A 23,030-nucleotide genomic window follows, 5' to 3' on the forward strand; every position below is an offset into this window, starting at 1 on the left:
CTCCGTGGGCCCGCGCCGAACGGGCATCCATGCCCTGACGGCGCTCTCGCCGCATTCCTGCGGCTCGACCCACTCCGCGAGACCTCCATTCAGCCTGCACCCAAGTCGCGTTTGGCGGCGTCTGTGCTTTATGTGTTTGAAGGTCAAAAGCAACGGCAACGGCAACGGCAACGGCAATAGCAAGAGCGACGGCTTCCCGGCTGAAGCCGGTCCTACAGATGCGCGCGGTCTGTTAGTGGGACTGGCTTTAGCCGGGAAGGGGCCGGTTCATTCGCCATCAGTTTCGCGGCGTTCACCGATCGACAATTCTGAGGTGTGTCCTATGACGCCTTTCCGGCTAAAGCCAGTCCCCTGAATGCACACGGTGTCCTGTAGGGCCGGCTTCAGCCGTGAAGCTTTTGATCTTGCACTTGATCTGCCTTTGCTCTTCTAACACAAGAAGTCCAGACACCGCCAAACGCGACTTGGGTGCAGGCCGAACGCAGACGATGCGCAGTGGGCCGAGCGGCATGGATGCCGCGAGAGCGCCGTCAGGACATGGATGTCCGTTCGGCGCGGGCCCACGGAGCGTCGTCGGAGTGAGGGAACCCGACGCAGTCGGGCCAAACCAGGAGCAGGCACTTTTGGTTACTTTTAGTGCTTTTTAAAAGTAACTCGCCGAAGGCGAAACAATCTGCCCCTAGGCAGATGCCTTTGATCTTGACCCTGATCTTAACCCCGCCCGAAACCGCATTCCAGGCACCTCAATAAACCGGTGAACCAACATCGAAACCACCACAACCGCGACCACCACCAACAGCATCAACAAGTTGTCATTCAACGCACTGCCCGTACTCAGATACCGCACCAACGACCCCGGTGTCTCGCCCGGCCGGTCCACCAGCAACGGATACCCGCCGAACTTCGCCGCCACCGTCAGCCCGGTCGCGATCACGAAAATCACCGCCGCGTGGGTCAGATATATCGACAGCCACAGCCTGCCCAGCGCCGGAAATACCCGCACCTGCAACAGCCGCGACACGATCCCCGCTTCCCAGGCGAAAACCAGAATCGCCAGGCAAAACAGCACCGCGAGCTCAATCGTCAGTGGTGCTTCGCCTTCCGCCATCACCCAGATGATCGCCACCAGCACACCCAGTTCAAGCACACTGGCCAACACCCGGCCCGGTGCGACGTCCCGCAGTCGCGCGTACAACCGATACGTCACCGTGCCCGCAAAAAAACAGGCCGCGCCCCACAGCACGTAGCGGGTGAGCAGATCGGAATCCGCAAACAAGCCGATAAACGCCAGCGCACCCAGCGCCGTGAAGATCAGTCGCGCCATGCGCGGCACCGCATAGCAAACCACGCCGAAAACTAGCCACAGGTAAAACACCACACTGACCCACCACGACGGATAGTTGAACGACAGCGCGTTGAACCCCGGCCACCACGCCTGGATCAACAGCACGTTGGGCAGGATTTCACCGGGCGCCCGATCACCGCTGAACGCCGGGAAATTCAACAGCAGGCCGTAGCGTTCCATCACCAGTTTCAGCCCTTCGAACGCGATGAAAAACAGCAGCACAGCCAGGTGCAAGGGCATGACCCGAAACATCCGGCCGAGCATGAAGTCGCCAAGTTGACGCGGCGTACTCAGCGTGCCGACGTAGCGCCGGTAAATCAGAAAACCGCTCAGTGCAAAAAAGAAACCGGCGAACTGGCTGGCATTACGGAAAAACGACAGCTCGGTAATGCTTCGCTCGATGTGCGAATGGTGAACGATCAGTGTCAGTGCGCAGAGTCCGCGCAGGCTGTCGAGCACAGGGAATCGTTTCATCCTACGGATCCTTCAACAGACGAGATAAGCGTGCGGGCACGCGGGCGGGACCGGCAAGAGCAGGGCAGGGAGTAACAGGGCAGGGCGCCGAGGAAAGTTACCACCTTCAGCACGGGGGCTGATGAGCAGGTGGAGCCGACTGGGAGGCTGAAGCGAGACGCTCAAAAACATCACTTGGGCATCGCCAAAAACATGCTGCCGGCCGCGCGCTGCAGTATGCCTCAGCCGCTTATCGAGTGGGTACAGACGTTTGGCGGGCACCCACAGATAAAAACGGCGTGTCCCGATATATGGGACGATAAGTTATATATTGAGATATCTGGCGCATCCGGTTTATAGTCGGCTCCGCATTCACTCATTAATAACAATTAGGTGAAGCCATGCAGGCGCAATTGATCGCGCTCGACTGGGGCACGACGTCCCTTCGCGCGTACCGACTCGGCGAACACGGCCGGGTTCTGGAACAACGTTCGCTTGGCGCGGGCATCATGCAACTGCCAACGACCCCACGCAGCATCCTCGGCCAGCCGATCACCGACGGGTTCGAACTGGCTTTCGATGAGGCGTGCGGCGACTGGCTGGATACCGAACCGACACTGCCGGTGATCGCCTGTGGCATGGTCGGCAGCGCTCAAGGCTGGCGTGAAGCGACCTACCAGCAGACGCCAGCCAGCGTCGCGGCGCTCAGCTCTGCATTGGTCACGGTGCGCAGCGTGCGCGGCGTTGACGTGCATATCATCCCCGGCGTGTTGCAGCGCTCCGAGCTGCCCAACGTGATGCGCGGCGAAGAAACCCAGGTCCTCGGCATTCTCGACTCGCTGCCCGCCAATGAGGCCACCAAGCCGTTGTTGATCGGCCTGCCCGGCAGTCACTCGAAATGGGTGAGGGCGGTGGCCGGCCGCATCGAGCACTTCGACACGTTCATGACCGGAGAGGTCTTTTCCGCGCTGTCCAGCCACACAATTCTGGGCCGCACAATGCAGCGCAGCGACGCCTTCGATGCCGAGGCCTTTGACCGTGGCGTGGCGGTTTCCCACTCGGCCAGCGGTGCGGCAGGCCCGCTGTCGACCATTTTCAGTTGCCGGACTCTCGGCCTGACCGGCGTGTTGTCCGGCGCCGCCCAGTCCGATTACCTGTCGGGTCTTCTGATCGGTCACGAAATTTTTGCGCTGACGCAATTGCTCGGTCAGACGCAGGCGCCGCTGCCTGCGGTGATTCTGATCGGCAGCGATGCGCTGATTGCGCGTTACCAGCGAGCCCTCGACGCCAACGGCTTCCCCCAGGTAACCCTGGCGGAGCAGGCCACCGAGCGCGGTCTCTGGCAAGTGGCCGTTCAGGCCGGACTCATCTCATCCTCCTCTTCGGCCGCTGGCCGGCCCCTTCACCCAGAGAACTGACATGCTCAAGCAAGCCCTCGTGCAAAACGGTCTGGTCGCGATCCTGCGCGGCCTGCGCCCCGAAGAAGCGCCGGCGATTGGCGACGTCCTGTACACCGCTGGTTTCCGCGTGATCGAAGTCCCGCTCAACTCGCCCCAGCCGTACGACAGCATCCGCCTGCTGCGTCAAAGCCTGCCCGCCGATTGCCTGATCGGTGCAGGCACGGTGCTGACGCCCGAGCAAGTGCGCCAGGTCAAGGAAGCAGGCGGGCAGGTCATCGTCATGCCTCACAGCGATCCAAAAGTGTTGCGCGCCGCCAAGGCGGAGGGCTTGTTTCTGTCCCCGGGCGTGGCCACGCCGACCGAAGCCTTCGCCGCGCTGGCTGAGGGTGCCGACGTATTGAAGATGTTCCCCGCTGAGCAAATGGGCCCGGCGGTGGTCAAGGCATGGCTCGCGGTGTTGCCGGCCGGCACCGCGCTGATCCCGGTCGGTGGCATCATCCCGGACAATATGAAAGTGTTCCTCGACGCCGGTGTTTCCGGTTTCGGCCTGGGCTCCGGGTTGTTCAAGCCCGGGATGAGCGCCGACGACGTCGCCAAAAGCGCCAAGGCCTACGTGGCCGCCTGGCACCAGCACAAGCCTTCAACTCACCCGTGACCCATTGGCTCGCCGGGCCCTCAAGCCCGGCTGTTTGAACACGCGCGTCATCGAGCCTGTGTTTTTGAATAAGAGAGACAAGACATGAAAATCACCAAACTCACGACTTACATCGTTCCGCCGCGCTGGTGCTTCCTGAAGGTGGAAACGGATCAGGGCGTCACCGGCTGGGGCGAGCCCGTGGTAGAAGGCCGTGCGCACACGGTGGCCGCTGCGGTTGAAGAATTGTCCGATTATCTGATCGGCAAGGACCCTCGCAACATCGAAGACATCTGGACCGTGCTCTATCGCGGCGGATTCTACCGTGGCGGTGCTGTGCACATGAGCGCCCTGGCCGGTATCGACCAGGCGCTGTGGGACATCAAGGGCAAGGCGCTGGGCGTGTCGGTCAGCGACCTGCTCGGCGGCCAGGTGCGCGACAAGATTCGGGTCTATTCGTGGATCGGCGGCGACCGTCCGGCGGACACCGCTCGTGCAGCAAAAGAAGCGGTGGAACGCGGCTTCACTGCCGTGAAAATGAACGGCACCGAGGAGCTGCAGTTCCTCGACACTTTTGACAAGGTCGATCTGGCGCTGGCCAACGTCGCCGCTGTGCGAGATGCCGTAGGGCCGAACGTGGGCATTGGCGTCGACTTCCACGGTCGCGTGCACAAGCCGATGGCCAAAGTGCTGATGAAAGAGCTGGACCCGTACAAGCTGATGTTCATCGAAGAACCGGTGCTCAGCGAGAATTACGAAGCACTCAAGGAGCTGGCGCCGTTGACCAGCACCCCGATTGCGCTGGGCGAGCGGCTGTTCTCCCGTTGGGATTTCAAGCGGGTGCTCAGCGAAGGCTACGTCGACATCATCCAGCCTGATGCCTCCCACGCAGGCGGTATCACCGAAACCCGCAAGATCGCCAACATGGCCGAAGCCTATGACGTGGCGCTGGCGTTGCACTGCCCGCTGGGGCCGATCGCGCTGGCCGCCTGCCTGCAACTGGACGCCGCCTGCTACAACGCGTTCATCCAGGAGCAGAGCCTGGGGATTCACTACAACGAGAGCAACGATCTGCTTGATTACATCAAGAACCCCGAAGTCTTCGACTACGACAAAGGCATGGTGAAAATCCCCAACGGGCCGGGTCTGGGCATCGAGATCAATGAGGAATACGTCAAAGAGCGCGCCGCCATCGGCCACCGCTGGCGCAACCCGATCTGGCGCCATGCCGACGGCAGTTTCGCCGAGTGGTGATCAGGCCCTGCTGACGTAGGGGCGGTTCTGTAGGCGCTGGCCTGCTGGCGGACGCGGTGGGTCAGGCGCTGCGTGGGTGAATGATCAATTGCCTTCGTCCGAACGCGGCCCGCAGCAAGCCGGCTCCTACAGGGCGGTGCTGATCGTTCCCGCGCTCTGCGTGGGAATGCATCCGCCGACGCTCCGCGTCGACGTCCGGCCGCGAAGCGTCAAGGCGGTGTTACCACGCAGTGTGGGAACAATCACCTGTCAACTAACACATAAAACTCCAGACCTCAGATAACCATAAAAAGAGGCACTTCTCATGCGCACACAGACTGTTCCCGAGGCGCGGGCGATCACCGCCACGCCGACCCGCAAACGCTTTTTCATCATGGTGTTGCTGTTCATCACGGTGGTGATCAACTACCTCGACCGCAGCAACCTCTCCATCGCCGCGCCCGCACTGACCAGCGAGCTGGGCATCGACCCGGTGCATGTCGGGCTGATCTTCTCCGCGTTCGGCTGGACCTACGCCGCCATGCAGTTGCCCGGCGGCTGGCTGGTCGACCGCGTGCCGCCGCGCATCCTCTACACCGTGGCGCTGGCGCTATGGTCCATCGCCACCATCTTCCTCGGCTTCGTTGGCAGCTTCATCGGCCTTTTCGTGCTGCGCATGGCAGTGGGTGCGCTGGAGGCTCCGGCCTACCCCATCAACAGCCGCGTCGTCACCGCCTGGTTCCCGGAAAAGGAGCGGGCCACCGCGGTAGGCTTCTACACCTCAGGCCAATTCGTCGGTTTGGCGTTTCTGACGCCGGTGCTCGCCTGGCTGCAAACGCGCTACGGCTGGCACATGGTGTTCGTGGCCACCGGCGGTGTCGGCGTGCTGTGGGCGGCGATCTGGTACATGGTCTATCGCGAGCCGCGTGACTTCAAAGGCATCAATCAGGGCGAGATCGACCTAATCAAGGACGGTGGCGGCCTGGTCGACATGCAGACCGATGCGTCGAAACGTAATAGCGGTTTCAGCTGGCAGGACCTCGGTATTGTGCTGACCAAGCGCAAGTTGTGGGGCATTTACCTGGGTCAGTTCTGCCTGAACTCGACGTTGTGGTTCTTCCTTACCTGGTTCCCGACTTACCTCGTCAAATACCGGGGCATGGACTTCATCAAGTCGGGTTTATTGGCGTCGCTGCCATTCCTCGCGGCGTTCGTCGGCGTGCTGTGCTCGGGGTTCTTCTCCGACTGGCTGATCCGTCGCGGCCACACGGTGGGTTTTGCCCGTAAAACGCCGATCATCGCCGGCTTGCTGATCTCTACTTCGATCATCGGCGCCAACTACGTGGATTCGACACCACTGGTGATCGCGTTCCTGGCCTTGGCGTTTTTCGGCAATGGCCTGGCCTCGATCACTTGGTCGCTGGTATCGACCCTTGCTCCGGCGCGGTTGTTGGGACTGACCGGCGGCACGTTCAACCTGATTGGTAACCTGGCGGCGATTGCCACGCCGATCGTGATTGGCTTCCTCGCGTCGGGGGACTCGTTCGCGCCGGCAATCACCTACATCGCCGTTCTGGCGTTGCTTGGGGCGTTGTCTTACATCCTGCTGGTGGGCAAGGTCGAACGTATCGAGTTGTAATCGCCCTGCACACGTTCCGCACAAGTGCTGCATGCGTTCTGCGCACATTCTGCGCAGTCCCTATGCTCCGCTGGCAGGCTTCAAGGCCGGCGACGATAATGTCGCCGGTTTTCTGATTCGATAAGGCGCGCCATGCAAGATGTTTCCGACACTGCCGTGACTGGCAAAGACCCTGCACCCACCGGTACGCAAACCCTGATCCGTGGCCTGGGCGTGGTCCAGGCAGTCGCCAGTGGCGCCCGCGACCTGAAGGAAATCGCCCGGCTGATTGGCACCACCCGCAGCACGACCCATCGGCTTGCCAGTTGCCTGGTCGAGGAGCGCTACCTGCGGGTTTTGCCGCAAGTGGGCTATTTGCTGGGCCCCAAGCTGATCGAGCTGGGCTTTCAGGCCCGCGAAGAAGTGCCGCTGCTGGTAGTGGCCAAACCTTTCCTCGATGAGTTGTCGGCGCAAACCGGTGACACCGTGCACTTGGCCATGCGTGATGGTGACGAGGTGTTGTACCTGCACAAAAATCCGGGACGCAACGGCCCTGAAATGCGTTCGCGGGTGGGCCATCGCATGCCGCTGGCCCGCACCGGGATCGGCAAGGCGTTGATGCTGGACGACCCGGAAAGCGAGTGGCAGCGGTTGTACGAAATCAGCGTGCCGACCACCGGCAAAAATCCGCTGTGGCCGGTGCATGAAGAGCAGACGTGGGAGCAGGTGCAGGCGCGCATGCACGAATACGTAAAAGGCGGCTATGCGTTCGATCTGGAGGACAACGAACCGTCGATCCGCTGCGTGGCGGCGCCTGTGCGTGACGCGAGCAAACACATCGTCGCCGGGATCAGCATCGCCAGCACCGTGCCCTATATGCCACTGGAAAAAATGGCCGAGCTGGTGCCATTGATCAAGGACGCGGCGGCGCGCTTGTCGGCAGAGCTGGGGGGTTAACAAGCCCGTGCCTGGCAGGAGTCGCTGGCGGGCTAAACATCGGGGAAACCCGGCGCAGCCATACCCTTTTGAGCGCCTGCACAGCCCGGTTTGCTGACCAGATCGAGAAATCGGCTCGAAAGCGCACCAACAATCCTGGAGACCCGCGGTCATAGCTCTTCAGGGGCCAATGGCCGATCGGCCGGGGCGAAAGCGATTTGGGGTGAAATGTCATGGCGAGTAGAAAAAAAACAGGCTCCACACCGCTGCAGCTGCTTGAAGAACTCACCACCCTTTTGATGGAGCATTTTGAGCAAGCCTGCGGCCGGGCGCTCGCGGATGCAGAAAAGATGCTTTCCAGGCTCGAAAAGAAGCGGACCAAACTGGAGACGAAGCTTGGCAAGAAGCGAAGCCGGCTCGACACCACATCAGTCGGGAAGCGTAAAAAGCAGACAAAACTGCGGGCCACGATCAAAGCGCTGCAGGCAAATTTGTTTGAAGTGCAAGGCCGGACCGAGCACACCCGGCAGTACATCCGTGACTTCAAGCATGACGTCCAGATGAGCCTCGCGTTGCTACAGGGCGTAGGGCAGGTGCGTGAAGAAGCCAGCAAAATGCTGCGCCAGCGGGAACTCGGCTTAAGTGGCTCACCAGCCTCACAAACGGAAGTGACTGCCACGTCTGCATCGAAGCCTTCGCCCGCAAGCCTGCGAGCCGTGAAGCAGGCAACGGCACTCAAAGCCATCGCCAATGCTGTTGTCGCCAAGCCCGCGGTGACGGCAGTCAAGGGACGGAAGCATGCGCCCAGGGAGGTTGCACCCTTGGCTCACGGGATCGCTGAAGCCAGCGCCGCACCCGAGCCGGATGAGGCGCCTCATGCTGAATCGGCGCTCCAGCCGGAGTGGCTTGAGCGCTCGCTGTAATTCGTTGCCGTTCGCCCCGCATTGCGCGGGGCGACGCATCGATCAGGCCTTCAACGTGGCCATATCAATCACGAAACGGTATTTCACGTCGCCAGCGATCATGCGGCTGTACGCCTCGTTGATGTGCTGGATGTCGAGCATCTCGATGTCACACGTGATGCCATGCTCGGCACAGAAATCCAGCACTTCCTGAGTCTCGGCAATGCCGCCGATCAAGGATCCCGCCAGCACGCGGCGCTTCATCACCAGATTGGCGGCATGCAGCGCCGGGTCCACCGGTTCGATCAGGCCCACGAGAATGTGCACGCCGTCAAAGCGCAGGGTTTCCAGGTAGGGGTTCAAATCGTGCTGCACCGGAATGGTGTCCAGCAGGAAGTCGAACTGGCCGGCGGCGGCCTTCATCTGCGCCGCGTCGGTGGACACGATCACGTGGTCCGCGCCCTGACGTCGGCCTTCCTCGGCCTTGCTTGCCGAGCGAGTGAACAGGGTCACTTCCGCGCCCATGGCCTTGGCGAACTTGATGCCCATGTGGCCAAGGCCGCCCATGCCCAGAATACCGACCTTGTCACCGGCCTTGACACCATAATGCTTGAGCGGCGAGTAAGTGGTGATGCCCGCACAGAGGATCGGCGCGGCAGCGGCCAGGTCGAGCTTTTCGGGGATGCGAACGACGAAGTGCTCGCTGACCACGATGCTGTTGGAATAACCACCCATGGTGTTGCTGCCGTCGATGCGGTCCGGCGTGGCGTACGTCATGGTCGGGCCTTCGAGGCAATACTGCTCAAGGTCCTGAGCGCAGGCTTCGCAATGGCGGCAGGAGTCGACCATACAGCCGACCCCGACCAGATCCCCCACCTTGTGTTTGCTCACGTTGGCACCGACTTCGGTGACCTTGCCGACGATCTCGTGGCCGGGCATCAGCGGGTAGACGGCGATGCCCCATTCATTGCGCGCTTGATGGATGTCGGAATGGCAGACACCGCAGTACAGAATTTCGATGGCCACGTCGTCCGGCCGAGGGCTGCGGCGGCTGAACGTCATGGGGGCGAGGGGGGCGGTGGCTGACTGGGCAGCGTAACCGATGGCTGTGTACATGGAGCACCTCGTAAACGATGACGGTTGAGGCGGTGCATTTTCCTCAGCCAGGCCTTTGTCGGCCATGACCATTCCTACGTGTGTCATGCCTGATCCTCCAGATATTGGGCTTTGCATGTGGCGGTGTGGTGCTGATCTGCGATGATGGCGCTGTCAAATCCTCCGCATGGCTGCCTATGACTCCTGTTTCTCACTCCGAGGCCAACGCCGAATTGGTTTCGCTCATCAAACCGTTGGCCTTACGTCCGGGCTTTGTCGACACGCGCGTGCCCGGCGTGCAAGCCATGTCCTGGGATTACTACGTGGCCAGCAGCCCGCAGATCTACGAGCCGAGCCTGGTGATCATCGCGCAAGGCAGCAAGCTCGCGCGCCTTGGTCCGCGCACGCTGGAATACGGCGCGGGGCACTATCTGGTGCAGGCGTTATCGGTGCCGTTCATGTGCGAAACATTCGCCACGGCGCAGGCACCCATGTATGGCGTAGCGGTGTCGATTGATCGCGCGTTGTTGGGTGAGCTGGTGCAGGCCATGGGCGAGGCGCCGCACGTCAAGGTCAGGGCGCAGACGCCGGAGTCTATGACTTCCGCCGAGCTGGACGCACCGATGCGCGAAAGTGTCGAGCGATTGCTGCGGTGTCTCCATGATCCGCTCGACGCCCAGGTGCTGGGTCAGGCCAGGGTCCGTGAAGTGGTGTATGCCGCCTTGCGCGGTCCGCAAGCCGGCGTGTTGCGAGCACTGGTCGAGCAAACGGGGCACTTCGCGCGAATCGCCGCCGCGCTGCAGCACCTTCGCGATCACTACGATCAGGCGTTAAGCGTCAATGACCTGGCTCGCTGCGCCAACATGAGTGCCTCGACCTTCCACGAGCACTTCAAGCGCAGCACTTTGCTCTCGCCCGTCCAGTACCTCAAACGCCTGCGTTTGCTCAAGGCACAACAGATGCTCATCGGTGAAGGCATGGGCGTCGCGCAGGTGGCGCACAAGGTCGGCTACCAGAGCACCTCGCAATTCAGCCGCGAGTACAAGCGCTACTTTGAGCGCAATCCGGGAGAGGAGGGTGAAAGACTGAAGATCTCAGCGTGAGAAACGAGGCTGGGGCTAAAGGGCTTCCCGGCTAAAGCCGGTCCCGCGGTCATGGTCACCGCCAATTGCTTTGGATGCATGCGACCTCTTTGTGGGACCGGCTTCAGCCGGGAAGAGGCCAGCGTGTGCAACATCAATTGTGAGATGTGGCCGCTGGCGCCTTCCCGGCTAAAGCCAATCCTGCTCAGAATCCGTTACATGTTCGGATAGGTCGGGCCGCCTGCGCCTTCCGGTGCTACCCAGGTGATGTTCTGCGAAGGATCCTTGATGTCGCAGGTCTTGCAATGGACGCAGTTCTGCGCGTTGATCTGGAAGCGCTTGGCGCCGTCTTCCTGCGTCACCACCTCATACACACCCGCGGGGCAATAACGCTGAGCGGGCTCATCGTATTTGGGCAGGTTGACGCTGATCGGGATGCTCGGGTCCTTGAGCTTAAGGTGGCACGGCTGCTCTTCTTCGTGATTGGTGCCGGAGATGAACACCGAGCTCAGCTTGTCAAAACTCAACTTGCCGTCCGGTTTCGGGTAGTCGATCTTTTTGGAGTCGGCTGCCAGTTTCATGCATGCGTAGTCCGGCTTGTTATCGCGCAGCGTGAAGGGAATCTTGCCGCCAAACAGGTTTTGGTCAATGACGTTGAAAGCCCCGCCGAGTATCGCCCCGTACTTGTGCACGGCAGCCCCGAAGTTGCGGCTGGCGAACAGTTCTTCATGCAGCCAGCTGGCCTTGAAGCCTTCCACATAGCCGTTCAACATGTCGCCCCCGGCGTTGCCTGCGAAGAGCGCATCGGCCACGGCCTCGGCGGCCAGCATGCCGGACTTCATCGCCGTGTGGCTGCCTTTGATCTTGGCGAAGTTGAGCGTGCCCAGATCGCACCCGATCAGCGCGCCGCCCGGGAATACCATCTTCGGCAGTGCGTTCAGGCCGCCTTTGCAGATGGCCCTTGCGCCGTAGCTGATGCGTTTGCCGCCTTCCAGGTACTGCTTGAGGACCGGGTGATGCTTGAGGCGCTGGAACTCGTCAAACGGTGACAGATAGGGGTTGGCGTAGGACAGGTCAACGATCAGGCCGACCACGACCTGATTGTTTTCCAAGTGATACAGAAAGGAGCCGCCGGTGTTTTCGGTGCCCATGATATCCAGCGGCCAGCCGGCGGTGTGCACTACCAGGCCTGGCTGATGCTTGGCCGGATCGACTTCCCAGATTTCCTTGAGGCCAATGCCGTAATGCTGCGCGTCGGCTTCGCTGTCGAGCTTGAAACGGTTGATCAGTTGCTTGCCGATGTGGCCACGGCAGCCTTCGGCGAACAACGTGTACTTGCCGCGCAGTTCCATGCCGGGCGTGTACAGGCCCTCCTTAGGGTTGCCTTCGCGGTCAACACCCAGGTCGCCGGTGAGAATGCCGCGAACCACGCCGTTGTCGTCGATCAGCGCTTCCTGAGCAGCGAAGCCGGGATAAATTTCGACGCCCAGGTTCTCGGCCTGCTGAGCGAGCCAGCGGCAAAGATTGCCCAGGGAGATGATGTAGTTGCCTTCGTTGTGCATGGTTTTGGGCACAAACATACCCGGCACCTTCTGGCTGGCATCTGCGCCCGTCAGGACATAGATGTCGTCGCCTTTGACTGGGGTGTTCAACGGCGCGCCAAGGGCTTTCCAGTCAGGGAAGAGTTCGTCGAGGGCACGGGGTTCGAACACAGCACCCGACAGAATGTGGGCGCCGACTTCAGAGCCTTTTTCCACCACGCACACGCTGATTTCCTGCCCGGCGTCAGCGGCTTTCTGTTTCAGGCGGCAAGCGGCTGACAGCCCGGCGGGCCCGGCTCCGACGATGACGACGTCGAATTCCATGTATTCGCGTTCCACAGGCTATCTCCTACTCAAGGCTCAACGGCATATTTTTTTATAAGGCAGCTGGACCGACACGCGGAAGGTCGTTATCCGGGTGTCATCCCTAAAGGCGCGCATTATATCTACACCACCTCACAGGTCCAATACAAACGTTTGTTTGAATCGGCTGAAACCCTGATAAATCATAGCGAGGCGGCTTGCGACTGGCGTTTATGTCGTATTGACCCGACTACCCGATGCGGTCAAGATACGGGCGGTTTTGCGCTCACGCCCGGTTGCGTAGGCACCTGGTCAATCAGCCCAAAGCGTCGTTACCAGAACACCCGTGAAAGCGCCGTCACCACGGTTCTTCGCCCACTTAAACTGCCGCCCGCCAGCGCGCCGCAGTTTACACGGGCGATGTGAGTCTGGCTTGGATTGCCGCTGAGCTGCGGCCGCTTTTGCTGACATCGGCATTCGGCAACCGTGAATACGTTGTTTTCACAGGTGTTCTTTACACTGACGTGTACCCATCGCCGGGCATGGCCCGGCGATTTCTTTTCACCGGAGAGTAACGAGGAATCCATGAAGGTTCTTGTAGCTGTCAAACGAGTGGTCGACTACAACGTCAAGGTTCGCGTCAAAGCGGACAACTCCGGCGTCGATCTCGCAAACGTCAAAATGTCGATGAACCCCTTCTGCGAAATCGCCGTGGAAGAGGCCGTTCGCCTGAAAGAGAAGGGCGTTGCGACCGAGATCGTCGTTGTGTCCATCGGCCCGACCACTGCTCAGGAGCAGTTGCGTACCGCCCTTGCACTGGGTGCCGATCGCGCCATCCTCGTGGAATCCGCTGACGAACTGACGTCCCTGGCGGTTGCCAAGCTGCTCAAGGCTGTCGTTGATAAAGAACAGCCGCAGCTGGTTATTCTCGGCAAGCAGGCCATCGACAGCGACAACAACCAGACGGGTCAGATGCTGGCGGCCCTCAGTGGTTACGCCCAGGGCACCTTCGCTTCGAAAGTCGAGGTGTCCGGTGACACCGTTAACGTGACCCGTGAAATCGACGCCGGCGCGCAAACCGTTTCCCTGAAACTGCCGGCTATCGTTACCACTGACCTGCGTCTGAACGAGCCGCGCTACGCATCGCTGCCGAACATCATGAAGGCCAAGAAGAAGCCGCTGGAAGTACTGACGCCTGACGCGTTGGGTGTTTCCACTTCGTCGACCAACAAGACCCTCAAAGTCGAAGCCCCGGCTGCCCGCAGCGCTGGCATCAAGGTCAAATCGGTCGCTGAACTGGTTGATAAACTGAAAAATGAAGCGAAGGTGATCTGATGACGACCCTGGTTATCGCTGAGCACGAAAACGGCGCAATCGCTCCCGCCACCCTGAATACCGTTGCCGCCGCCGCCAAGATCGGTGGTGACATTCATGTTCTGGTTGCAGGCCTGAACGCGGCCGCTGTTGCTGACGCAGCGTCGAAGATCGCAGGCGTGTCCAAGGTCCTGCTGGCCGACAACGCTGCCTACGAACACCAACTGCCTGAAAACGTCGCCCCGCTGGTGGTCGAGCTGGCCTCCGGCTACAGCCACGTTTTGGCGGCTGCCACGTCCAACGGCAAGAACATCCTGCCGCGTGTTGCGGCGCAGCTGGATGTCGACCAGATCTCCGAAATCATCTCCGTCGAAAGCGCTGACACGTTCAAGCGCCCGATCTACGCCGGTAATGCCATTGCGACCGTTCAGTCGTCGGCTGCGGTTAAAGTCATCACCGTGCGTGCCACAGGCTTCGACGCAGTGGCTGCCGAGGGCGGTTCCGCTTCCGTTGAAGCAGTTGGCGCAGCCCATGATGCGGGCAAGTCGTCCTTCGTCAGTGAAGAACTGGCCAAGTCTGACCGTCCCGAGCTGACGGCTGCCGAGATTGTCGTGTCCGGCGGCCGTGGCATGCAGAACGGTGACAACTTCAAGCACCTGTACACCCTTGCAGACAAGCTGGGCGCGGCCGTTGGCGCTTCCCGCGCTGCCGTGGACGCAGGCTTTGTGCCGAACGACATGCAGGTCGGCCAGACCGGCAAGATCGTCGCGCCGCAGCTGTACATCGCGGTCGGCATCTCGGGCGCGATCCAGCACCTGGCAGGCATGAAAGACTCCAAGGTGATCGTCGCGATCAACAAGGATGAAGAAGCACCGATCTTCCAGGTCGCTGATTACGGCCTGGTAGCCGATCTGTTCGAAGCAATCCCTGAGTTGGAGAAGCTGGTCTAATCCACTTCCCTGACTTATAAAGAGACCCGCCCGCAAGGGCTGCCCCAAGCGTTGGTGATGTCAGCCGACACACCATGCTTGATGCAGCCAGCGCCGGCGGGTTTTTTTATGGGCAAAAAAAGGAGTCTTCATGTCGTTGCGGACGCGGGCGCTGTCTTCACTGCTGGGCGCAGTTTTGTTGCTGCCGTCGCTGGCCTGGTCTGGCGGAAAGTGCGACCGGTTGATTGTTACCGGCAGCCCGGATGCGCCGCCGTATCTCTGGCGCGATCCTCAGGACCCCAAGCACCTTATGGGCGCGAATGCCGACTTGCTCAAGGAGGTTGCGCAGCAGATTGGCGTCAAGGTCGAGCTTTTATACGCCGGCAAGCGCAGTCAGGCCATTGAAGAAGTGCGCACGGGGCGCATGGATCTTCTTGCTGACATCCCTTTGAACGCCGCAGAGCTGGAATCCCTCGATTTCATTCATCCGCCCATCGCTCAGAATGAGATCATGGTCTGGACCCGTGTGGGCCACGATCAGCCGTTCAACTCGCCGACCGATCTTCAGGGGCATCCTGGGGCGATTTCCGAAAAAACCCGAGTGACTGCCGCATTCGAAGAGGCGGTCAAATCGCGTCTGTCGCTGGAGAAGCAGGCGAGTCTGCCCCTGGCCTTTCAAAAACTGGCCGCCGGGCAAGTCGAGTTTGTCCTCGCCGGCCGCTATGCCGGCATGGCGGTCACGCAAGCACTCAACATCGCCAACGACGTACAGACTCAACCCGTTCCGCTCGACCGCCCCGGGTTTTATCTTGCGCTGTCGTTCAACTCCGCCTGCAACGATCCATGGCTGCGCGGACAGCTGGCAAAAAAAATGACAGAATTGGCGGCTTCCGGGCGCTCCAGTGAGGCGGTCACGCGCAATCTGGACCTGTGGAAAATTCAGCTGCAGCAGTCCGGCAGCGCCATCCATCAGTAGGAATATGTTTTGAGCTTTGTTTTGAGAATTCAGCCCGTAGTTGCCGCCGTGCTATTCGCCGCCCTGGTCGGCTGCGCCAACGATCCTGCGCCAACCGAGCAGTTGAAGCTGACCGAGCAGGCGGTGGCGCAAGCCACGGCCGTGGGCGCAACCGATGACGAACCGGATCTCGTCAACGCGCAGACCAAGCTGACCCAGGCGCGCGCGGACATGGCGGACCAGTCCTACAAGGCGGCACGCATGCATGCCGAGCAGGCCGAGCTGGACGCGCGGCTGGCAGAGGCGCGGGTATTAACACAGAAAAGTGAAGCGCAGGTGGCGCAGGTCAATGCTCGTCTCGAGCGCCTGCGCAAGCAGCTGGGGGCCGGCCAATGAACGCCGTATCACGAAGCCTCGGTTTCGGCCTGTTGCTGGCGAGTGCCGGTCTGGCTGGCTGTGCTGGCCACCAGGGCAGCGATCAGGCGCTGCAAGGTGCCGTTGCCGATTACCAGAAGGTCAAGGAAGACACCAACGTGCTGCGCAGCGCGCCGAAAGACGTGATTCGCGCTGGCGAGTTGCTGGGGCGGGCAGAGCGCCTGTCGAGTTACATCGGCAGCGCGGATGACGTCACCCATTACGCGTATCTGAGCAGTCGTTACAGTGCGATCGCCCGGGAGCACAGCAAGCTGCTGCTCAACCAGGAGAAGCTGGCGCGTCTGGAACTGGAGCGTCAGCGCCTGCAACTGGCGTTGCGTGAAGCGAAACTGGCCGGTGCCCAACAACAAGGCCAGTGGGCGGAGGATCAGGTCGTCAGCCTGTCCACCCAGCAGAATGAACGCGGGCTGGTAATGACCCTGGGCGACATGCTCTTTGACACAGGTCGCGCCGAACTGAAAAGCTCGGCCAACCGCACCGTGCTCAAGGTCGTGCAGTTCCTCCAGTTCAATCCCAGGCGCGTCGTGCGCATCGAAGGCTATACCGACAGCACGGGCGACGGGCAGGAAAACCTCACGCTGTCCAAAGATCGGGCGCAGGCGGTCGCCGACGTGCTGTCCGATCTGGGGATCGAGGAAGAGCGCATCCAGGTCGAGGGCTACGGAGACCAGTATCCGGTAGACGTGAACACCTCGGAGCGTGGGCGTGCGCAGAATCGTCGCGTCGAGATCGTGTTCTCGGATGACAAGGGTCGCCTCAGCGCGCCACGTTGAGAGTATGGCGGCACCAGCCTCGGCTCCCCATGCGTCAGGAGTTTAGGTCGCTCTGGAGAAGGGGTCCCCGGCCGCGCTCTTTGTAGGAGCCGGCTTGCTGGCGAACGCATTTGATCAGACGCCATAGAGAGCGAGTGATCTACCGATTCGCCAGCAAGCCGGCTCCTACCGATTCGGGCATGCGCAAGACTCGACGCTATTCAAACACCACGCCCTCTAGCCGGAACGGGAACTGTCACCGTACACTTCCCAACTGTTCCGGTGATCTACGCTTTGATTGCCGCTACGCATGATCAAAGAATGGGATCGAGGGACGCGAATGACCAGTCTGTTGCTCTACCAGCGCATTGCCCAACAGCTGGCCGAAGACATCCGCCGAGGTGTCTATCAGCCCGGCGAGCGCGTGCCCTCGGTGCGCAAGATGAGCTCGCAGCTCAACGTCAGTCACGCCACAGTTCTTCAGGCCTATGCCAATCTCGAAGATCAGGGGTTGATTCGTGCGCGTCCGCAGTCCGGCTACTACGTGCATCAGACGCCGGCACTGACGGCGGCCACCCCGGACATCGCCCGTGTCGAGCGCCCTGGTCTGGTGACGCGCGCCAGCATCATTCAGCAGGTGCTGGTCGAAGCGCGGCGCGAAGGGGTGTTCGCGTTCGGCGCTGCTGTTCCGCATATCGACTACTTGCCATTGCGGGCCTTGCACCAGCAATTGGCTAAAGTGACGCGCTTTCAAAGCCCGCGTGCCTTCAACTACATGTTCAGCCCCGGCTTCGAGCCCCTGCGCCGCCAGGTGGCCATCCGCATGCGTGACGCTGGCGTCGTGGTGGACCCGTCCGAGGTCGTGATCACCCATGGCTGCGTTGATGCGCTGCAAATGTCACTGCGTGTGCTGACCAGCCCCGGCGACCTGATCGCCGCCGAATCCCCAACCTATTACGGCCTGTTGCAATTGGCCGACCTGCTGGGCCTGAAAGTCATCGAGATCCCCAGCGACCCCAACACCGGGATCAGCCTGGAGGCGCTTCAACTGGCGGCGAATCAATGGTCCATCAAGGCCTTGGTGATGACGTCGCGATTGAGCAATCCCCTGGGCAGCACCATGCCCGAGGAGCGGCAAAAACATTTACTGCGTCTTGCCTCGGATTTTGACATCCAGATCATCGAGGACGACATCTACGGCGAGTTGATGTACGAACAGAACAAGACCAAGGCGCTGAAGGCGTTCGACCGTCTTGGGCACGTCATCTACTGCTCCAGTTTTTCCAAGACCCTGTCGCCGGGCGTGCGAATCGGCTGGATGATCGCTGGCAAGTACCAGGCGGAAATTCAGCGTCTGCAAACGTTCAGTACCCATTCGGCGTGTAGCGTGACGCAGATGGCGGTCGCGTCCTACCTGGAGAACGGCGGATATGACCGGCACCTGCGCTTCATTCGGCAGGAGCACCGCAAGAACCTCAGCGCGTTCCAGTTGGCCGTGCAGCAGATGTTCCCTGAGGGCACGCAAATCAGCCGCCCTGCGGGCGGGTTCATTCTCTGGATCAGCCTGCCGGGCCGGGTGAATACTCAGGAGCTGCATGTGCGCGCGCTTGAGCAGGGCATCAGCATCGCGCCGGGGTTGATATTCAGCAACACGGAGCAATTCAATCACTGCATACGCCTCAATTGTGGGCTGCCGTGGAATCGCGAGGCGGAAAGGGCGTTAATGACAGTGGGTATGCTGGCCAAGCAGTTATGCCAGGATGCGGGCCAATTCTGGTGAACTCAAGAGAGCGACCGCTTTCCATACTATGAAGGGCGGCAGACAGGTGACTTGTCAGCCTCCGTGCAAAGAGCCAGCATATGGCTCATGTCTTGAATACAGTCGTCCAGTCTATGAAATCACTGCGCTGTTTTAGTGTGATGTTGGTGGTGTTGCTGAGTGCCTGTGACGCTGACAAGGCGCCAGCTCCGCCAGCGAAGGTCAGCAATTCGGCCGCCCCGGCTGCTTCGGCCCCGGCTGCGAGCGCTACGGGTGACGTCGCTGATGGACAGAAATCTACGCCGTCCGCTGCATCCGCTGTGTCCACGGGCGAACCGTTGCCTATCGGCAAGCCGGCGGTGGAGGGGCAGGCGGTCCACGAACTGGCGCCCAACATCCCTGCGGTCCCGGTTGTCGCCTCCGGGAAGCCGTCTGGAAAGTCCAGTGAGACACCGATCGCTGGCGGCAAGGCCGCGGCGAGCCCCGTCCCTTCCGACGCTAAATCGGCCAAGGTTAAAGCGGATAATGCCGAGGTGGCTCGGCGCGCTCCGGTCGCTAATAAGTCGAAGGCCGCTTCCCAGGTCGTCAAAGAGACCCGTTTAAATAAGGTTCCGCTTGATCTCAGCTTGCCTCCCGAGATGGTCAAGCAGTTGACCCCGCCGGCTAACGTGATCACCTCTGCGTCGAAGACCAAGCCCCAGCCAGCCGGTGCTAAGCCGCTGCTGCCGAAGATGTTCCCCGATGCCAACGCCGACCCTGACTTCCAGATGCAAGGTCGGCTGTTGAGCAACGAAATGGACCTGCAATTGCGCAACGAAGCGCGCAAGGACGTGGAAGGCGCAGCGCTGGATTTCACATTTAAAAAATGATGAAAGCCTGACGCTGTCGGAGTGCCGGATTTTCAAACGTGTGTTTTAGCGCGTAAGATCCGGCCATCGTCTTAACTGTCCAGACAGGGTCTCTTATGGAATGCCGTCCAGGCTGCGGCGCGTGCTGCATCGCGCCGTCCATTACCTCACCTATTCCCGGCATGCCCAACGGCAAACCTGCGGGCGTGCGCTGCCTGCATCTTTCGATTGACATGCTCTGTGGCATCTTCGGCCAGCCGGGCAGGCCGGCCGTGTGTGGTCAGTTTGCGGCAGAGCCCGACGTATGTGGCTCCGGCCCCGAGGACGCAATCCGTCTGATCGGCTGGTGGGAAAAGATGACGTCGGTGGCTTGAAACGCGGCCGGTCATGACTGAACTTCAACAATAAGGAATAATTTATGAGTTCGCTGTACCGCATCGCTTTCGGGTTGGGACTGACTGTATGGGTGGCAGCGTCCGCGCAGGCCGAGGAATGGAAGGTCGCCAAGAACGAGGAGGGCATCAAAGTCTCCCTCAGTGAAGTCCCTGGGTCCCAGTACAAGGCCTATCAGGGCGTGACGACCATCAAGGCAGGCATCGGCAAGCTAAGAGCGTTGCAGGAAGACGTGGTTGCTGCCTGCGCATGGATTCACGAGTGCAAGCTGCAGAAGATCCTCAAGCACGATGGGGACAAGACCTGGACCTACTCGCAGTTCAATACGCCGTGGCCGGTGACTCCCAGGGATTCAGTGTTGAAGGTGACCACCGTAGAAGGCACGGATGGCAGTGTCACGCGCAAGCTCGAGGCCGATCCCAAGTACATCCCGGAGGAAAAGGGCTTCGTGCGGGTTGCTCAGGTTGATGGATTCTGGAAGTTCGTGCCCAAAGGCGACAATTTGACCGAGGTGACCTACCAAGTGCACACCGAGCCGGGTGGCAGCGTGCCGTCTTGGCTGGCGAACAAGTTCGTGGTAGATGCGCCGTTCAACACCCTTAAAGCCCTGAAAGACCGAGCGGAGAAGAACTGATCGGCTTGTTTACGCCCTGACGCGACAAAAAAAGGCTGCCCGAAGGCAGCCTTTTTTGTGTCTTGCAGGTGCCGCCGAGTTACTTGCGCTCGGCCAGCGGAACGATATCGCGCGACACTTCACCGGTGTACAGCTGGCGCGGACGACCGATTTTGTAAGGGCTCGACAGCATTTCCTTCCAGTGCGAAATCCAGCCAACGGTGCGTGCCAGGGCGAAGATCACCGTGAACATGCTGGTCGGGATCCCGATCGCCTTGAGGATGATGCCCGAGTAGAAATCGACGTTCGGGTACAGCGAACGTTCGATGAAGTACGGGTCGGTCAGGGCAATCTCTTCCAGGCGCATGGCCAGTTCGAGCTGAGGATCGTTGGCGATGCCGAGTTCGCGCAGGACTTCGTCGCACGTCTGCTTCATCACGGTGGCACGCGGGTCGCGGTTCTTGTAGACGCGGTGACCGAAGCCCATGAGCTTGAACGGATCGTTCTTGTCCTTGGCCTTGGCGATGTAGGTGTCGATGTTGGACACATCGCCGATCTCGTCGAGCATGGTCAGCACGGCTTCGTTCGCACCGCCGTGGGCAGGGCCCCAGAGTGCGGCAATGCCGGCAGCAATACAGGCGAACGGGTTGGCGCCCGAGGAGCCCGCCATGCGCACGGTGGAGGTAGAGGCGTTTTGTTCGTGGTCGGCGTGGAGGATGAAAATCCGGTCCATGGCCTTGGCCAGCGTCGGGCTGATCGGTTTGATCTCGCACGGCGTGTTGAACATCATGTGCAGGAAGTTTTCCGCGTAGCTCAGGTCATTGCGCGGGTACATCATGGGCTGGCCCATGGAGTACTTGTAAACCATCGCTGCCAGGGTCGGCATCTTGGCGACCAGACGGATCGCCGAGATCTCGCGATGCTGTGGATTATTGATGTCCAGCGAGTCGTGGTAGAACGCCGACAGGGCGCCGACCACACCGCACATGACGGCCATCGGGTGGGCGTCGCGGCGGAAACCGTTGAAGAAGGTCTTGAGTTGCTCGTGCACCATGGTGTGATTCTTCACGGTGACGACGAATTCGGCTTTTTGCTCGGCGGTTGGCAGTTCGCCGTTAAGCAGCAGGTAGCAGGTTTCCAGGTAGTCCGATTGTTCTGCCAACTGTTCGATCGGGTAGCCGCGGTGCAGGAGAATGCCATTGTCACCGTCGATGTAGGTGATCTTCGATTCGCAAGAGGCGGTGGACATGAAGCCCGGGTCGAATGTGAAGCGTCCGGTGGCAGTCAGGCCGCGTACGTCGATGACATCGGGACCAACGGTGCCGGTCAGAATGGGCAGCTCGACGGGGGCTGCGCCCTCGATGATCAACTGCGCTTTTTTATCAGCCATGTGGCCTCCTAATTATGCTTCAAATCATCAGACAGACCCCCCACGCAGGGCCCGCATCACTATAGTGAGATAAATTCTAAAGTCAATTTGCCAAAAGTCTTGTAGCAGAGGGCTTTAAGGCACAGTTTTCGTCGAAATTAGGGGCCATTTACGCCAATTATCCAGCTAAAGCAATCCACCCTTGGGGTAGGGTCTGCGCGTTGTCATTAGTTGGCTAACTGTCTATACTCGGCGTCCGACCGCCAGGGGCTTTCAGGCCCGATTCACTGGGGTTGGTCACTTCCTGGGTAGTGGGTACCTGACCAGTGCACTTCCCAACAACTTGCCCTGAGTGTTAGGGCTCTTCAGTGTGAAAAAAAGCCGTGAAAAGCCAACGACCTGTAAACCTAGACCTAAGGACCATCAAACTCCCTATCACTGCTTACACGTCCATCCTTCATCGTATTTCCGGTGTCATCCTCTTCGTCGGCATTGCAATCATGCTGTACGGACTGGACTTGTCGCTCGATTCCGAGGAAGGCTTCGCGACGGTGAAAGCGGGACTGACCAGTCCGCTGGCCAAGTTTGTGATATGGGCTCTTCTGTCCGCACTGCTGTATCACCTGGTGGCGGGCGTCCGTCACCTGATCATGGACACGGGCATCGGCGAGACGCTGGAAGGCGGCAAGCGGGGCTCTAAAATCGTTATCGCCGTGTCTGTGGTGGTGATCGTTCTGGCAGGAGTGTGGATATGGTAACCAACGTCACAAACCTTTCTCGTTCGGGCCTGTACGACTGGATGGCGCAGCGCGTCTCTGCCGTCGTACTCGCGGCTTATTTCATCTTCCTGATCGGGTACCTGATCGCGCACCCTGGCCTTGATTTCGCCACGTGGCACGCTCTGTTCTCCCATAACGGAATGCGCATCTTCAGTCTGCTGGCTCTGGTTGCCCTCGCGGCCCACACATGGGTCGGCATGTGGACCATCGCGACCGACTACCTGACGCCGATGGCGCTGGGCAAGTCCGCGACAGCGGTGCGTTTCCTGTTCCAGGCTGTGTGCGGCATTGCGATGTTCGCTTACTTCGTCTGGGGTGTGCAGATTCTTTGGGGTATCTGAT

At 60.5% G+C, this 23,030-nt stretch carries 23 protein-coding genes; 18 read left to right on the forward strand and 5 right to left on the reverse strand.

Annotation, left to right across the window (positions count from 1 at the left end; genetic code table 11):
* Positions 1–679 precede the first annotated feature (679 nt).
* Positions 680–1,819: an acyltransferase family protein gene (locus tag QRN48_RS24520; protein ID WP_285353944.1), complete on the reverse strand. Its 1,140-nt coding sequence runs from the start codon at positions 1,817–1,819 to the stop codon at positions 680–682.
* A 380-nt stretch (positions 1,820–2,199) separates the two neighbouring features.
* Here QRN48_RS24520 and QRN48_RS24525 point away from each other — a divergent pair, with 380 nt between their 5' ends.
* The 6 genes from QRN48_RS24525 (at position 2,200) to QRN48_RS24550 (ending at position 8,542) form a co-directional block, all read left to right on the forward strand.
* Complete coding sequence (locus QRN48_RS24525) at positions 2,200–3,216, forward strand: 2-dehydro-3-deoxygalactonokinase (RefSeq protein ID WP_285353946.1); 1,017 nt, start codon at positions 2,200–2,202, stop codon at positions 3,214–3,216.
* 1 nt (position 3,217) lies between these two features.
* Positions 3,218–3,853: a 2-dehydro-3-deoxy-6-phosphogalactonate aldolase gene (locus tag QRN48_RS24530; protein WP_285353948.1), complete on the forward strand. Its 636-nt coding sequence runs from the start codon at positions 3,218–3,220 to the stop codon at positions 3,851–3,853.
* Positions 3,854–3,937: 84 nt separating this feature from the next.
* Complete coding sequence (gene dgoD / locus QRN48_RS24535; RefSeq protein WP_037009357.1) at positions 3,938–5,086, forward strand: galactonate dehydratase; 1,149 nt, start codon at positions 3,938–3,940, stop codon at positions 5,084–5,086.
* Positions 5,087–5,390: 304 nt separating this feature from the next.
* Entirely contained in the window at positions 5,391–6,704 is a 1,314-nt protein-coding gene (locus QRN48_RS24540) for an MFS transporter (RefSeq protein ID WP_285353950.1), read from the forward strand.
* 132 nt (positions 6,705–6,836) lie between these two features.
* Positions 6,837–7,640: an IclR family transcriptional regulator gene (locus tag QRN48_RS24545; protein ID WP_285353952.1), complete on the forward strand. Its 804-nt coding sequence runs from the start codon at positions 6,837–6,839 to the stop codon at positions 7,638–7,640.
* Between the two features lie 212 nt (positions 7,641–7,852).
* A complete protein-coding gene (locus QRN48_RS24550; protein ID WP_285353954.1) occupies positions 7,853–8,542 on the forward strand; it encodes an AlgP family protein in 690 nt (229 codons plus the stop codon).
* 42 nt (positions 8,543–8,584) lie between these two features.
* On the opposite strand, the gene QRN48_RS24555 is transcribed toward QRN48_RS24550, so the two are convergent.
* Positions 8,585–9,637: an NAD(P)-dependent alcohol dehydrogenase gene (locus QRN48_RS24555; RefSeq protein ID WP_285353955.1), complete on the reverse strand. Its 1,053-nt coding sequence runs from the start codon at positions 9,635–9,637 to the stop codon at positions 8,585–8,587.
* Positions 9,638–9,813: 176 nt separating this feature from the next.
* Between QRN48_RS24555 and QRN48_RS24560 the strand changes: the two genes are divergently transcribed.
* On the forward strand, positions 9,814–10,719 hold the full coding sequence (locus QRN48_RS24560; RefSeq protein ID WP_285353957.1) for an AraC family transcriptional regulator: 906 nt from the start codon (positions 9,814–9,816) through the stop codon (positions 10,717–10,719).
* Positions 10,720–10,913: 194 nt separating this feature from the next.
* Here QRN48_RS24560 and QRN48_RS24565 read toward each other — a convergent pair whose 3' ends face one another.
* Together QRN48_RS24565 and QRN48_RS24570 are read right to left on the reverse strand one after the other, a co-directional pair.
* Positions 10,914–12,578, reverse strand: a complete 1,665-nt coding sequence (locus tag QRN48_RS24565; RefSeq protein WP_285353958.1) for an electron transfer flavoprotein-ubiquinone oxidoreductase — start codon at positions 12,576–12,578, stop codon at positions 10,914–10,916.
* Positions 12,579–12,874: 296 nt separating this feature from the next.
* Positions 12,875–13,129: a hypothetical protein gene (locus QRN48_RS24570; RefSeq protein WP_152597571.1), complete on the reverse strand. Its 255-nt coding sequence runs from the start codon at positions 13,127–13,129 to the stop codon at positions 12,875–12,877.
* On the opposite strand from QRN48_RS24570, the gene QRN48_RS24575 reads away from it, so the two are divergent.
* From QRN48_RS24575 to QRN48_RS24615, 9 genes are all read left to right on the forward strand, one after another.
* Complete coding sequence (locus tag QRN48_RS24575; protein WP_285353960.1) at positions 13,128–13,877, forward strand: electron transfer flavoprotein subunit beta/FixA family protein; 750 nt, start codon at positions 13,128–13,130, stop codon at positions 13,875–13,877. The two genes, QRN48_RS24570 and QRN48_RS24575, sit on opposite strands and share 2 nt — an antisense overlap.
* Positions 13,877–14,806, forward strand: a complete 930-nt coding sequence (locus QRN48_RS24580; RefSeq protein ID WP_285353962.1) for an electron transfer flavoprotein subunit alpha/FixB family protein — start codon at positions 13,877–13,879, stop codon at positions 14,804–14,806. Before QRN48_RS24575 ends, QRN48_RS24580 begins: the two co-directional genes overlap by 1 nt.
* A gap of 130 nt (positions 14,807–14,936) precedes the next feature.
* Entirely contained in the window at positions 14,937–15,761 is an 825-nt protein-coding gene (locus tag QRN48_RS24585; protein ID WP_502944676.1) for a substrate-binding periplasmic protein, read from the forward strand.
* A gap of 21 nt (positions 15,762–15,782) precedes the next feature.
* On the forward strand, positions 15,783–16,136 hold the full coding sequence (locus tag QRN48_RS24590) for a DUF4398 domain-containing protein (protein WP_285354010.1): 354 nt from the start codon (positions 15,783–15,785) through the stop codon (positions 16,134–16,136).
* Positions 16,133–16,948: an OmpA family protein gene (locus tag QRN48_RS24595; RefSeq protein ID WP_037009375.1), complete on the forward strand. Its 816-nt coding sequence runs from the start codon at positions 16,133–16,135 to the stop codon at positions 16,946–16,948. The genes QRN48_RS24590 and QRN48_RS24595 overlap by 4 nt, the downstream gene beginning before the upstream one ends.
* A 319-nt stretch (positions 16,949–17,267) precedes the next feature.
* Entirely contained in the window at positions 17,268–18,707 is a 1,440-nt protein-coding gene (locus QRN48_RS24600; RefSeq protein WP_285353965.1) for an aminotransferase-like domain-containing protein, read from the forward strand.
* A gap of 317 nt (positions 18,708–19,024) precedes the next feature.
* Positions 19,025–19,555 carry a translation initiation factor 2 gene (locus tag QRN48_RS24605; RefSeq protein ID WP_285353967.1) on the forward strand — a complete coding sequence of 177 codons (531 nt, stop codon included), beginning with the start codon at positions 19,025–19,027 and terminating at the stop codon, positions 19,553–19,555.
* Between the two features lie 95 nt (positions 19,556–19,650).
* Positions 19,651–19,908 carry a YkgJ family cysteine cluster protein gene (locus tag QRN48_RS24610; protein WP_191943687.1) on the forward strand — a complete coding sequence of 86 codons (258 nt, stop codon included), beginning with the start codon at positions 19,651–19,653 and terminating at the stop codon, positions 19,906–19,908.
* Positions 19,909–19,952: 44 nt separating this feature from the next.
* Positions 19,953–20,561 (forward strand): START domain-containing protein, encoded by a 609-nt coding sequence (locus QRN48_RS24615; protein ID WP_285353970.1) that lies wholly within the window; start codon positions 19,953–19,955, stop codon positions 20,559–20,561.
* A 79-nt stretch (positions 20,562–20,640) separates the two neighbouring features.
* On the opposite strand, the gene gltA is transcribed toward QRN48_RS24615, so the two are convergent.
* Positions 20,641–21,930, reverse strand: a complete 1,290-nt coding sequence (gene gltA, locus QRN48_RS24620; RefSeq protein ID WP_285353972.1) for a citrate synthase — start codon at positions 21,928–21,930, stop codon at positions 20,641–20,643.
* Positions 21,931–22,292: 362 nt separating this feature from the next.
* On the opposite strand from gltA, the gene sdhC reads away from it, so the two are divergent.
* A complete protein-coding gene (gene sdhC / locus QRN48_RS24625) occupies positions 22,293–22,667 on the forward strand; it encodes a succinate dehydrogenase, cytochrome b556 subunit (protein ID WP_037009385.1) in 375 nt (124 codons plus the stop codon).
* Positions 22,661–23,029: a succinate dehydrogenase, hydrophobic membrane anchor protein gene (sdhD, locus tag QRN48_RS24630; protein WP_037009386.1), complete on the forward strand. Its 369-nt coding sequence runs from the start codon at positions 22,661–22,663 to the stop codon at positions 23,027–23,029. Before sdhC ends, sdhD begins: the two co-directional genes overlap by 7 nt.
* Position 23,030: the final 1 nt, after the last annotated feature.

The organism is Pseudomonas sp. ME-P-057, assembly GCF_030208975.1.
Lineage (GTDB): Bacteria > Pseudomonadota > Gammaproteobacteria > Pseudomonadales > Pseudomonadaceae > Aquipseudomonas > Aquipseudomonas lutea.